This window comes from Nitrobacter winogradskyi Nb-255 (assembly GCF_000012725.1).
Lineage (GTDB): Bacteria > Pseudomonadota > Alphaproteobacteria > Rhizobiales > Xanthobacteraceae > Nitrobacter > Nitrobacter winogradskyi.
The window spans coordinates 3,389,288-3,402,093 of sequence record NC_007406.1; the positions used below are offsets into that span (position 1 = coordinate 3,389,288).

At 59.1% G+C, this 12,806-nt stretch carries 12 protein-coding genes and 1 tRNA gene; 5 read left to right on the forward strand and 8 right to left on the reverse strand.

The window, feature by feature from the left end; all coding sequences use genetic code 11:
* Positions 1-38 precede the first annotated feature (38 nt).
* Complete coding sequence (locus NWI_RS16275; RefSeq protein ID WP_011316289.1) at positions 39-2,177, forward strand: heavy metal translocating P-type ATPase; 2,139 nt, start codon at positions 39-41, stop codon at positions 2,175-2,177.
* Positions 2,178-2,229: 52 nt separating this feature from the next.
* On the opposite strand, the gene NWI_RS16280 is transcribed toward NWI_RS16275, so the two are convergent.
* The 4 genes from NWI_RS16280 to NWI_RS16295 all read right to left on the reverse strand — a co-directional run bounded on the left by NWI_RS16280 (position 2,230) and on the right by NWI_RS16295 (position 6,274).
* Entirely contained in the window at positions 2,230-3,309 is a 1,080-nt protein-coding gene (locus tag NWI_RS16280) for a tyrosine-type recombinase/integrase (RefSeq protein WP_011316290.1), read from the reverse strand.
* The gene (locus NWI_RS16285; RefSeq protein ID WP_011316291.1) at positions 3,306-4,988 is read right to left on the reverse strand and encodes a site-specific integrase; all 1,683 of its coding nucleotides are present in this window, start codon (positions 4,986-4,988) and stop codon (positions 3,306-3,308) included. Before NWI_RS16285 ends, NWI_RS16280 begins: the two co-directional genes overlap by 4 nt.
* Before the next feature lie 219 nt (positions 4,989-5,207).
* Positions 5,208-5,345, reverse strand: coding sequence for a hypothetical protein (locus tag NWI_RS16290; RefSeq protein ID WP_187147995.1), 138 nt, complete (start codon positions 5,343-5,345; stop codon positions 5,208-5,210).
* Positions 5,346-5,488: 143 nt separating this feature from the next.
* Positions 5,489-6,274 carry a hypothetical protein gene (locus tag NWI_RS16295; protein WP_011316292.1) on the reverse strand — a complete coding sequence of 262 codons (786 nt, stop codon included), beginning with the start codon at positions 6,272-6,274 and terminating at the stop codon, positions 5,489-5,491.
* A gap of 183 nt (positions 6,275-6,457) precedes the next feature.
* On the opposite strand from NWI_RS16295, the gene NWI_RS16300 reads away from it, so the two are divergent.
* Both NWI_RS16300 and NWI_RS17335 read left to right on the forward strand, forming a co-directional pair.
* Positions 6,458-6,664: a hypothetical protein gene (locus NWI_RS16300; protein ID WP_041345232.1), complete on the forward strand. Its 207-nt coding sequence runs from the start codon at positions 6,458-6,460 to the stop codon at positions 6,662-6,664.
* 46 nt (positions 6,665-6,710) lie between these two features.
* Positions 6,711-8,396 carry a recombinase family protein gene (locus tag NWI_RS17335; RefSeq protein WP_011316293.1) on the forward strand — a complete coding sequence of 562 codons (1,686 nt, stop codon included), beginning with the start codon at positions 6,711-6,713 and terminating at the stop codon, positions 8,394-8,396.
* On the opposite strand, the gene NWI_RS16320 is transcribed toward NWI_RS17335, so the two are convergent.
* Positions 8,367-8,443, reverse strand: a tRNA-Arg gene (locus NWI_RS16320). The two genes, NWI_RS17335 and NWI_RS16320, sit on opposite strands and share 30 nt — an antisense overlap.
* A 534-nt stretch (positions 8,444-8,977) precedes the next feature.
* Positions 8,978-10,066: an HD-GYP domain-containing protein gene (locus tag NWI_RS16325; protein ID WP_011316294.1), complete on the reverse strand. Its 1,089-nt coding sequence runs from the start codon at positions 10,064-10,066 to the stop codon at positions 8,978-8,980.
* Positions 10,067-10,396: 330 nt separating this feature from the next.
* On the opposite strand from NWI_RS16325, the gene NWI_RS16330 reads away from it, so the two are divergent.
* The gene (locus NWI_RS16330) at positions 10,397-10,756 is read left to right on the forward strand and encodes a hypothetical protein (RefSeq protein ID WP_041345239.1); all 360 of its coding nucleotides are present in this window, start codon (positions 10,397-10,399) and stop codon (positions 10,754-10,756) included.
* A 237-nt stretch (positions 10,757-10,993) separates the two neighbouring features.
* Here the strand turns inward: NWI_RS16330 and NWI_RS16335 are convergent, their stop codons facing one another.
* The gene (locus tag NWI_RS16335; RefSeq protein WP_011316296.1) at positions 10,994-11,308 is read right to left on the reverse strand and encodes a hypothetical protein; all 315 of its coding nucleotides are present in this window, start codon (positions 11,306-11,308) and stop codon (positions 10,994-10,996) included.
* Positions 11,309-11,323: 15 nt separating this feature from the next.
* On the reverse strand, positions 11,324-11,575 hold the full coding sequence (locus tag NWI_RS16340; RefSeq protein ID WP_148203895.1) for a hypothetical protein: 252 nt from the start codon (positions 11,573-11,575) through the stop codon (positions 11,324-11,326).
* A gap of 92 nt (positions 11,576-11,667) precedes the next feature.
* Between NWI_RS16340 and rpsT the strand changes: the two genes are divergently transcribed.
* Complete coding sequence (gene rpsT, locus NWI_RS16345) at positions 11,668-11,934, forward strand: 30S ribosomal protein S20 (protein ID WP_011316298.1); 267 nt, start codon at positions 11,668-11,670, stop codon at positions 11,932-11,934.
* Positions 11,935-12,806: the final 872 nt, after the last annotated feature.

Below are 12,806 nucleotides of genomic sequence, written 5' to 3' on the forward strand. Positions count from 1 at the left end.
CCATATGGGTGGTCATGTCGAATTTGTCGAGGTGACTCATGGCAACCGCGAGTCCGTTGAAGCTGCGTATCGAAGGGATGGATTGCGGCGCCTGCGCCGCGAAAATCGAGAACGCGATGCAGCGGTTGCCGGGCGTCAGCGACATCAATGTCAACTACGGCCTGCAGTCGCTCTCGTTGGCGGTCGACGAAGACCGCACATCCCGCACCACAATCGAGGCCAAGATCAGGGCGCTCGGCTACACACCTGCCGATCCGTCTGAGCATGTCATGTCGTCGAGTCGTCGCGATGATGATCGTGATTCGGCGGAAGGTACGTGGTGGTCGTCGTCGAAAGGACGGCTGGTCATCGGCACAGGGGCCTTGTTGCTGCTCGCTTTCGCGGTGTCGTATATCGAGCCGGACTGGTCGAACTGGGCCTACATCGCCGCCACTCTGGTCGGCCTGATTCCGATCGGCCGGCGTGCGCTCGCCGGCGCCCTGTCGGGCACGCCGTTCAGCATCGAGACGCTGATGTCGATCGCTGCAATCGGCGCCGTAGCCATCGGTGAGGCGGGAGAGGCCGCCGTCGTCGTGTTCCTCTTTGCGGTCGGCGAACTGCTGGAAGGCGTTGCAGCCGGACGAGCGCGCGCCGGCATCAAAGCGCTGATCGATCTCGTACCGCGCACTGCCCGCCGTCAAACCGGCTCCGACATTGAGACGGTGCCGGTCGGAGATCTGGTCGTCGGCGATGCCGTGATCGTCCGGCCGGGCGACCGTGTACCTTCCGACGGGACCGTGATCGAGGGCGTATCGGAGGTCAACGAGGCACCGGTGACCGGCGAATCTGTTCCGGTCGGCAAGGAGCCCGGATCAACGGTCTATGCCGGCAGCATCAATGCTAATGGCGAGTTGCGTGTCAAAATCACCCGGACGGCCGCCGATAACACGATTGCCCGCATTGTTCACATGGTTGAGGAAGCGCAGGGATCGAAGGCGCCAACGGCCCGGTTCATTGACCGCTTCAGTCGCTGGTACACGCCGGCCGCCATGGCCGTTTCGGCGCTCGTTGTCCTCGTTCCTCCGCTGATGTTCGGCGCCGACTGGTTCACCTGGGTCTATCGCGGGTTGGCGGTGCTGCTGATCGCGTGTCCCTGCGCTCTGGTGATATCCACCCCGGCCGCGATCGCTTCGGGGTTGGCCAGTGGCGCGAGACGCGGCCTCCTCATTAAAGGGGGCGCGGCATTGGAAACGCTCGGCAAGGTCAGAACTGTCGCCTTCGATAAGACCGGCACGCTGACCATGGGTCACCCTCAGGTCACCGATATTGTCGTGATCGAAGGCACCGAGGCCGATATCCTGGCGAAGTCCGCTGCCGTCGAGCGTGGCTCCAGCCATCCGCTGGGAGCGGCGATTGTCGCCGAGGCTGAAAGGCGCGGTCTCGAGATCCCCAAAGCCTTTGGCGGCGGGATCGCGACGCCTGGCAAGGCAGTAACGGCCCGACTTAAGGCTGGTTTCGTCTCGGTCGGATCGCCACGCCACGCCAGCGAACAAGGCGAGGTGCCGGAGAAAGTCAGGAAACAGATCGAGGCTCTCGAAAGCCAAGGCAAAACCGTCGTGGTGGTCAGCGAGGGCAAGCAACTCGTCGGACTAATCGCGCTGCGTGACGAGCCGCGTCCAGATGCCGCTGACGGCCTTGCGAAGCTGCGCGCTCTTGGCATACGCCCGGTCATGCTGACCGGCGACAATGCCCGTACAGCGGCTGCGATCGGCGACGCACTCGGACTTGAAATCAGGGCCGAACTGCTGCCGGACGCCAAGCTCGACGCGATCTCGGTTTATAAGAGCGAAGGCCCTATCGCCATGGTCGGCGACGGCATCAACGATGCGCCCGCGCTTGCCGCGTCCTCGGTGGGCATCGCCATGGGAGGTGGCACGGACGTGGCATTGGAGACTGCGGACGCGGCGCTTCTGAAAAACCGTGTCACCGGCGTTGCCGAATTGATCGCGTTATCGCGCGCGACGCTCGCCAATATCTGGCAGAACATCATGCTTGCGCTCGGCCTGAAGAGCGTTTTTCTCGTCACCACGCTTTTCGGGGCAACACCGCTCTGGATGGCGATCCTGGCCGACACTGGTGCGACCGTTTTGGTGACCGCAAACGCCTTACGGCTGCTACGCCTCGAATTCAAAGCGTGAGCAGGACCATGGCAGTTCGACTACGTCGTCGGTGCCGCCGCAGCTTTGTGCACTAACAGTCTCGGTCTCGCCTGATAATTCGGGCAAATTTCTTGGCTGCGCTCAGGCTTGATGCGCGATTGTAGTGTTCTTCGGTGACGCGCGGGTCTCGGTGATGAAGGAGAGCACTTGCCAGGTACGGGTTGTGACCAGCGTGGACCGCTGCGCTTGATGCTGCGGCAGTCCGAAACATGTGTGAAGAGACCCCGACCCCTATTGCCGTCGAAGTGGTTCTTTTGATCGCGTCAGCGACGGCACTGTAGGTCATTGGGTGGCCATCCGCCGAGGATAACCACAGTGCATTTGATTCGCTCTCTTGTGCCAGCACATCCAGATAATTGGACAGGTACTTCTCCAGCATGGGAGCTAGCATGTCATCGAGGCGACGTTCGTCAGGGCGTTTTTCTTTGGTCTCAGCAGCGCCGAGAATAATCCACCACCGCCCTTCGATATTCACAAAGTTGCGCCCGATTTCGAGACCCGCAAAGTTCTTGAGGCGAATGGGATGCAGCGCCAGCATGGCAACCATCAATCCATTGCGAAACTGACGCGCCTTGGCAAGGTCGGAGCAGGTGGTCGAATGATCTGCCTCGGCCATCAAGGTCAGGCCATTCTCAACCAGAACTTCGCTGAGCACGAACCGATCGGCTTTCGAGCGCGGTCGCATCATCAAAGCGAGATCTTTTTCGATCTCCGTCAACCAGAAAAATTCGCTGTGAGGATCGAGCAACTCGCTGGCCCGCCGCAACTTGTAGATCGATCCGTAGACAGTAACGGATGAAACCCTCGTTTGCAGTTCATTCAGATACCCGGCGACGTTCTCGGGCGTAACGTTGCCGGCGGCGGGCCTACGGCGATCGAACAAACCCGACCGATCCAGGAAATCAAGAAAATAGCCGTAGCGGCGCGCGAGATCCGAAAGCGTGATTGGCTTCATGTGAGCCCCGGCACCGCCCCGAACCAGCCTTTGGCTCGGACGGCACGCCGCAATCCATGCGTCGCGATCTGCTGCCGGCCACTCTGCGATCGGCAATGATCGCGCCTGAAAACGATGAGGTCTTGATGCGGGAACTTTCGAGGTTGCCGGCATCATGCAACTTCCTCCTCGAACGTCATTTGCCCGCGAATCATCTTGCCGAATTGCTGGGTGGCTTGCACCGTTTCCAGACCGCAGTAGAAGTTGATCGTGGTCTGCATATTGCGGTGACCGAGCAGGCGCTTCACGACCTCGTAGGCGCCGGGATTGTGTCGCAAGTAAATTGCTGCGGCCGCATGGCGAAACTGATGAACGGTAAGCCGTAGACCCGCTACCTCTTCAATCCGGTCGGTAATCTGGCCGCTGAACATGCTGGCGGTCTTCGGGCCCCCGCTCACTCCGGGAAACAGGAAGTCAGAGTTCGCTCCGCGTATCAGATGCGGCCGATACTGATGGATGTATTCGTCGATCAGTGCTGTTAGCTCGTCGTCAAAAGTGAAGTCGAGGGAAACACGGTTTTTCACATCATAGTGCGGAAAGCTCAGCCAAAATGGTGATTTAGGCCCGCCCGGCTTGATCAGATTCTGGTCCATCCTGATGGTGCCCAGATTGCCGAGGCGGATGGGCGCGAAACACAGGATCGAAATAGCGACCGCGATCTGGGCCGTGAGCGCCGCCTTGATCGGAGCGTAGGAGAGATTGGCACGGGCGTCGCGCATTAATTGCCCTGGCAAATTGACAACGCTTCTCCAGACACCCGGCGTCAGCACCTTTCGGACAACCGCCAGGTTCTTTTCCGTCAAGCCGCCTTGCCGATGCTCTTCAAGAGCGGCGCGGTAGTCCTCCAGGCGATCGATCGCCTCTTGATCCAGACGCAAATAGCGCGCCAGTCCGAGTAACTTAGACGCCAACTCGATGGTGAAGATTTTTGGCTCATCGCCGTTATCACGCCAATAGGCGTCGAGGACGGGCCCGGCCACATCGGGATGCACGAGGGCCGCAAGCGAATTCAGTCGTCCAATGGGGGTGCCGATCCTGACCGCCTTTCGCGCCACTGCCCACAGTTCGGCCCTGCGGGTTTTGATGGTGGATGCGCTGCAGGGACGATAACGCTTGCCGTTCGTCCCTTTGCGGATCTTCTGGAGACTGGCGAGGTAAGCGTCGATATCTTTTTGAAGGTTCGGGGGAAAGTCGTTCCAACCGGGCCCGTCCGCCGATTGCAGGGCTGGCTCGGCAAGCTTCCGCTGTGGCCAGACCGCGCTGTGACCGACACACACATTCCAGGCGCGGGCTATTGAGCGACGGGCGGCGAGATTCGTGGAGAGTGATGTCGTCTGACTTCGATAGACAAAATAGGCATCGAGTGTCGCATCATCGACAGCCGCAGGCTCGATACCGCAACCGGAGCAGTAGCGCATCAGGCCAGAAAGGCGCCTTTTGCAGCCAGAGTCATCGATGCTCTCGCGCAAGGTAGCCCAGGCGGCCACGAACGGCACACCGCGTGGTGCCACATCACGCTCATTGCAGAACCAGCAAAGTGCCGCTTTGACATTCGACTTTTGATTGGCGAGCGTCTTGGCGTTGGCGCCCACTGCCGCGTGATGAAGGCGCCCAACGTTAAACCGCGCCGACGTCCAGCGAGCCGGCAGAGTTTCCATCGGTTTGTCGAGCGCCTTGCCAATCTGGCGCAACGCTGATGCCCACTGAGACCGCTTCTGCGGTGACAGGTCCGTCGACTGTTCGATCGCAGAGAGCGCGTCGGCAAATGAGGGTTCGAGGAGGGACGGTTTGGCCACGTTGGGAAGGCGTCCTTGGCGCCGATGGTGGACTGGGATAGCTGCAGATGTATCTAAGTGTAATTTGGGAAATTGTAAATAGTATAATGGCTATATGTACTTAGTAGAATATTCCCAATACATGACGTTGCTTATATATCTCGGTGTATACTGGTGTATTGCGAGTTATTTGTATTTGATCGCAAAGGGGCGCCCGCCCCATTTTGCGTCGATCGTCTTTTACGGCCTGCGTATCGGGAAATAGCGGACGGACCGACCGAATCTCACAAACGACGGACCGTCGCCGCGCTTGCGGGCCTTGGCGAGCCACGACAGGCTGACCTTCTGCGCCTTCGCAAACTCCTTAGGCGTCAGCATGCCTTCCGCGGTCGGGGTGTTTCGAGACGATTTTGGCGACTGCAAATCCATGACGGCAACCTCTCTGGTTAGGGCTGCCAGACATCGCTCCGGCAACCGTTACACCGTGGAGGTACCCCGGACTTCGACGTCCGTCGCATGCTTCAGTCTGAAACTGGAGTAGTCTTGTTGGCACGCCCACGATTGCCTGCTCGGCGATCGTTCAGGACTTTAATGTCCTGCGGTCGAATCTTGCGAGGCGGCGGGGGGAGCGGCGCGACATTGATGTCGCTTGGAATCCGCCAGTGCGTGTCGGCGTCAAGCGCGGGCTCTGAGTGCGGATCTTCTCTCTTTGCGCGGCCGAGACGCTCGAACTCTTGAGCGACGGCCAACACCAGATCAGGCATTAATAGCGCCATCTGAAACGGCAAAAACTGAGTTGGGTTCAGCCTTGGAGGGCTTTCGCTAAATCTGGTGCACACTTCTGCACAAACCAGGGTGGCCGCCGTCACCAGGTGCGCCACGTCCTTGTAGTCGCTCCAAAGTTTCCAGAGATTGGTCTCGCTGGTGCCCCGGCTCTTTGCGTTGGCTTCAACCAGCGAAATGGCCTTTCCTATGCTGGGCCCGCCACGCCGCTCCTGGTGCTGACCATCGATCAAGTCGCAGTACAAATGAAAGATGTCAGTGACCTTCAGCCAATTGCCCTGGATTCGGGGAAGCCTTTCGGGAACGGGTGGCTGCCCCGGTCCTTCGTAGTTCGGCCAACTGCGAAGCAGGTTCACGAGGCCGTGGCGCTCTGCCTCATCGTTCGGGTGGCACATGTAGCCCAAGAGCGGGATCGCCTGGCGGGGCCACATCACGACCGTCTCGTTGAGACGGGCTGCGAAAAGAGTTTCAAGATCGAGGATTTCGATCGGTCTCGGGAACGACGGGATGTCCATGACGCGCATGTCGAGACCTCGGAATCGATCTTGATTGGTACCGTCTGAGCGAATCGGGCGTCGCCCTCCGCGTGCTTCCGAGACTACTCCAGTTTCCAGCAATTGCGGCAGTCGGGCTTGTTTGCCCTGTTACGCACCGTCAACCGCGGCCCCGTCCAAAGGCCGCGCGAAGCTTGACGGATACCCATAGGAATGAGTCGGAAGCGCGGTTCGACTGTAGCAATAGAGATCGTCGCTAATGACGATCCTCGCATTGTTGCGGACACCCTTCCGCGCGAGCCATCGAGCTACCCGGAAGTTATTGACGATTGGACTGCAACTCCTCCGGTGACGGAGCGAGAGCTCGATATCATCGAGACCTACCTTGGCCAGCTGATCGGGGACATGCTGAAAGGTTGAGCCATATTGCTCGGACGCCTTGGCGGTGCGTCTCTGGGGTGCAACAATGGCAGCTTCAGAAATTGGTATTTCCATGAGCGTTCACAAAGCCGCGCAGACGCTGCCATCGATGCATCGGGCAGCTCTTTACATGCGAGTTTCGACAGGGCGGCAGGCTGAGCACGATTTGTCGATTCCCGACCAGCGCCATCAACTGCAATCCTGGTGTCGCGCTCACGGCTATGAGCCTGCAGCAGAGTTTGTCGAAGCCGGCGCTTCTGCGACCGACGATCGGCGTCCGATCTTTCAGCAAATGATCGAGCGGGCCTGCGATGGAGAAAACGCCTTCGACGTCATCATTGTACACAGTTACAGCCGCTTCTTCCGTGAAGCATTCGAACAGGAATTCTATCTGCGGAAGCTGGCTCGGCACAAGGTTAGGGTGGTCTCGATCACCCAACCAGTCGGCGATGAGAACGAGCCAGTCCACGCCATGATGCGCAAGGTGATTGCGCTGTTCGATGAATATCAGTCACGAGAGAACGCGAAGCACGTCATCCGTTCGATGAAGGAAAATGCTCGGCAGGGCTTCTGGAACGGCGCCACGGCTCCGTTGGGTTACAAGCTCGTCGAAGCGGAAAAGCGTGGCACCAAAATCAAGAAGAAACTGGATGTCGATGCCGTCGAAGCGGAGTACGTCCGCCTCATCTACAAGCTCTATCTTTACGGAGACGGGACTTCGGGTGCCCTTGGCATCAAGGAAGTTGTCAAATGGCTCAATCGCAATGGTTATCGAACTCGCCGGGGCCAGACTTTTGGGGTCGCCGGCGTCCACAAGGTTCTCACCAACACGGTCTACATCGGCGAATGGCAGTTCAATGTAACCTCCTCTCGAACCCGGCAGCGAAAGCCGGATACTGAGATCGTCAAGATAGCTGTTCCTGCCATCATCGAGCCGCACGTTTTCGAACAGGTGCAAGCGCAGCTTCGAGCTCGAAGCCCGCGAGTTGTGGCTCCTCGGCTCACCACCGGACCCATTCTGCTCACAGGACTGGCGGTGTGTGCCACCTGTGCAGGCGCGATGACGCTTCGCACCGGGACATCATCGACCGGCGCAGTTCATCGCTATTACACCTGCTCGACCTGTGCCCGAAAAGGAAAGTCCGTGTGTAAGGGTCGCTCGATCCCGATGGACAAGCTGGATGGCCTTGTCACCGAACATCTTGTCGAGCGCCTGCTCCAGCCGGAACGTCTTGCGGTGATGCTGTCCTCCCTGAAGGCCCGACGCGCTGCAAAAGCCGAGAGCGAGAACAAGCGCATCATGGCGCTTCAGCGCGAGGTATCGGAAGCAGACGAGCGACTCAAGCGCCTCTACCGGCTTGTCGAAGACGGCGTTACCGATCTCGATGAGGTCTTGCAGGGCCGACTGAGCCAACTAAAAGCGGATCGAGACCGCGCAAGGGCGGCACTTGAAGCAACAACATCTCGGCATAGAGCTGATATCCGCATTGACCCGGCACTTATCGAAAGCTTTGGCCGGACCATGCGAGAAAACCTGACGACTGGCTCGACGCCATTCCGAAAAGCCTACCTTCGCACATTAATCGACGTCATTGAGGTTGACGACGCGCAAATCCGCATCAAGGGCAGTAAGGATGTGCTGGAACAGGCAGTTCTCGCCAGTCAAACGGGGCCGGAACTGCGTTCGCAGATGAGTACCAAGTGGCGCACCCGACACGATTCGAACGTGTGACCTTTGCCTTCGGAGGGCAACGCTCTATCCAGCTGAGCTACGGGTGCATCTGCGCAGTGCTTACGCGAGGTTCCTACGATTTTGAAGGGCTGGGACGCCCCATCGGGCAAAGCCCTTGTAACTAAGTCCTCTTTTCGGTCTCCTTCTCCGCGTCCGCGGGATCGGCATCTGCCCTCGGAAGGCGACGCTCTATCCAGCTGGCCACGGTAGCTGAAGCATCTCATCTAGCCGATTGACGCGACATCGGCAACGTCTCCTGAATTGTACATCAGGCTCATAACCTATTGATCTTGATTGAGGTGTGGGTTTCGAAGCGTTTTAGACGGGAGGCTTTGATGGGTGATTCGTTCCTGCTGAGCGAGCGCCGGACGACGCGGCGCACCGCATAAGGTCACCGTTGATTGCGCCGTCATGGGCCTTCTCCGCATATCCATTAATTAAGGAAGCGCCGTATACAGGTCCCGGGAAAACTGCCTTGCCGGCGCGGCCAAACTGCCGCGGTCAGGGCACCGTTCTCTGAGAATGGCCGCGGCCTCTCCAAACACCGCCGGGATGATGGACCCCCTCCCCGGCGCAACAGGTCAGCAGCCCAGCGCCACCGGACGAAACGCCTGCAGCAAATGCTGATCGATCTTGCCGCCCATTTCCTCCATGGTCGCAAATGATTCAGCGTGCGTTAAGGGAAGACGATAGGCTCGTTTCTCGACCAGCGCGGCATGAATGTCCACGATCGTGGTGAGGCGCACGATGTCGCTGATCTCCTCGCCATGCAGACCATCCGGATAGCCCGAGCCATCGAGCATCTCATGATGGTGCAGAACAACGTCGAGCATTTCGGACGGAAAGCCGCCCTGCCTCAGGAGAGCGTCGTAGCCAAGTCGCGCATGCCGGCGAGTTTCATCCTTCTCCTCATTGTCGAGCCTGCCTGGCTTGTCGAGAATTGTGACGGGAACGAAGGCCTTCCCCACATCATGAAGCAAGGCGGCGCGCGCAAGCCGGCGCTGGTCGTCCTCTCGCATTCCGAGATGCTGCGCGAAGGCGGCGGCGAAGCCCGTCACGAACAGGCAGTGACGATAGGTATGAGTATGGTGCCGTCCGACGGTGGCGAGCCAGTCACGCAACGAGGAGAGTTTGATCGCCGTCAGAATTTCCTGCTCCGCCTCCATGACATCGCTGAAGGAGAGCGGAACGCCGGCAGGAAGACTCTCGAATATCTTCACCAGTACGGCATGCGCCGCGGCAATGCCCCGATTCAGAGCGTTGGTGCTTGCTATGCTGCCGTCGTGGTCGTCGGGAAATACGGAGCGGACGCGCTGCAGTACGGCTTGCGCGTCCAACGGGCGCAAGATGACATCGGTGGCGCCGAGCGCCCATGCCTGCATCGATCCGTGGTGAAAGGCATCAGCCAGAACGAACAACCGAGGTATCGATCCATAGTCCTCGGCGGAGAGCTTGCCGCGCACCTGCAGAACACTTTCAGGCGAGCGCAGATTGATATCGACGACGATACCCGCGAATCGCCCCGCCGGACGGTCCGGAATGCCGGAGGTCAGGGTGGTATCAACGTCGGCTACGCCTTGCAGAATAGCGCAGAGATCGCTGCTTCGGTCGATCCGGTCGGACGCCAGAAGCAAACGGCGCTTTTTGCGCGATCCGGTCGTAGGCGTCATTGGTCCTCATGGATGTCAGTTTGGCGCTTTGGGGACTTTAGCCGATAAGTAGATTCGCGAAGATTAAGAGGTAGTGTTAACGCTTGCGTAAGCCGATCGCCGACAGTTCAAGGGCAATAGACTGCATCGACCGGAGGGGACCGGCACCGGCTCCACCGCCTGGCGAAAGTAACCGCGGTCACCTGGCCACCCTCGCGGAGGCGTGGAGGAACAGCGCGAATGTGTTACAACTTGGTGTTAGCGCTTCTCGCAAGCGGACGCTCTTCGCAAACAAAGGCGTTATTTTGTGTCGTCCGGAATTCCATTCTGTCATGCCAGGCAGGCGGCATCATGAAACAGCGGATATCAGTCTTTTGGTCGACATGCCTCGTTGCATTTTTCGCGGCCTGGGTCCCTCCGGGGCACGCGCAGCCGGCGGTCGCGGGACCGGCGTACTCGCCGCCCTTTACCGAAACGCTCTCAAACCATGTTCCGCTGGCTTTCGGCATGGATCCGATGACCGTCGCGAATGCGCTTGGCGAGACCCTGAACTACATGGGAGGCTCGCCCGGCAACGAGGTATTCCTGGCGCTGCTAAAGTACGGCGGCAGCAACCTCTTCAACCGCAAGGACCGCCTCTACCTGCAATTCCGCAGGGGACGTCTCGTCGGCTGGAAGGCTGACTGGGGTCGTAACTGGATGTGGCGATGACGATTATCGTCGTATCGTCGCGAAGAGAATAGTAACCTCGCACCCTGCCGACAGGTCAATTGCGCGATCCGTTGATTTAGCGGCGCGCCGGCAACGCCAGCGCAGCTACCGAAAAGATTCGAAATGCGGGCGAGCCGCACCGGCTTATTCCCTTGTTTTACGAGGTCGCCTGGTTCCGCGGCGGCTATGGTTAACGGAAGGTATCCACCTCGCGGCCGGCACCCAAGCTCCCGCCGCTCAATCCCGCGCGTAGCCGATCAGCGGCGGTCGCGGCCGGAACAGCAGCATCAGAAGAATGCCCGCGACGCCGAGCACCGCGAAGGCCGGCTGATTCAAAGCCAGCTTGACGAGATCCCACATCCAGGGAGCCAAGGCTTCGATCTGGGTCCGAACCGCGTGCTGGCTGGCCTGATGAATATCGTTCCAGAATTCGCCGAGTTTGGTCAGCCGCAAGGCCTGATCGGCGATTGACCGGGCGCCGTCATAGATCAGAAAAATGAAACCGCCGGCCAGCAGCAGCAGCCCGATGAAACGAAGAATCGCACGGATCATGCCGTCACCTGCTCCCTATTCCCCATTCCCAAGCGGCCGCAAGTCGCCCTTATCCCCCAAAAACGCGAAATTCAATCTCGCCAGCGTCTCTTTCGAGGCTTTCGAGAAGGCCGTTTTCACCGCATCCGCCCACGGGGAGACGTTGACGCTCGAAAACAGGGGCTCTATAAGACCGCCGATGGCGGCGGGACGATCCTGCCGCCGCTGTTCTTTGAAAAAGACCCCTCGCGAGGCCGTGAATTCCGAGGTCGGCGTTTTCAGGAACACAGGAAAACACATTCAGGCCCACCCGCGCAATCGAACGACCGGCCACCGGCTGGTATCTCGTGGCGGGCACCGCCGAAGGATTCGTTGAGACCATGGCCAACACGACCTCCGCCAAGAAAGCGACACGCAAGATTGCCCGCCGGACCGCCATCAACAGGTCGCGGCGCACCCTGATGCGCGGCACGGTCAGGATCGTCGAGGAAGCGATCGCGAAGGGCGATCGTGACGCCGCGATCCAGGCGATGAAGCGCGCGGAACCGGAATTGATGCGAGCCGGCCAGCAGAACATCATTCACAAGAATAATGCGAGCCGCAAGGTTTCCCGGCTGACGCATCGAATCGCCAAGCTCGCACAATGAGCTGATCAAGACACTTGGCGTCGCCATTCCCAGAAGGCCCGGCCGAGCGCCGGGCCTTTATTTTTTGCGCGGCCGGACCCGAATCCGGCGCCCGCCGGATAGAGCACTTCTCGACGAAGAGAACGACCTGTTCGCCGCACGAAAGATCAACCAGAATAGAGCATGGTCCGATCAACTTGATCGGATCATGCTCTGGAATGGTAACAGAACACTTCAGCATTCACGTCGCGCCTGATGATGGTATCACGCCATCGTTCGCCACGGCCGTTCGCTGCACGTTCCGAATCGCGAACACGTGTTACGAAAACAAAGATCCCCATCCGATCCGTTTTGACCTGAAGCAGCGTCCATCCGGCTAAGTGCGGCGGCCTTCTCGCTTTCCGAATCGAGAATGCTGCACGATTATCCTTCGATATATCCAATCGAATATATCCATAAATTTCGTAGGCACGCCCCGATGGGCGCGCGGCCGCCGTAGGCTACCCGCAAAAACAGCCAGAAAAAAATGCGCCTAGCTAATCACTTATCTCCATAGCGTGAGGAAGCACTTTCAAAACGACCTCGCGCTTCGCCCTGGTTTATCCTTTCTTAAAGTATTTTAGACAGCGCGGCGAATTTGTAACACCGCACGAAGGGCATCGAATCCACGCGCAGATTCAAACCGTTGCTGATTGGACGCGCCGGAAGTCGAGCATGTCCCGTGCCCTCATTCGATTTGCGCGACGCAGCCGCGACGCGAAAGCCGTTGCGAGAATTGGAGCGTGGTGTATTTCTCTAGGGGCTCGCGGCACTCGCGGCTCTTCAGATAATTCTGATGAGATAATCTTGAGTGGACGTGCATATCGGCGGCGATATTCACGTTAGTGAAGCTT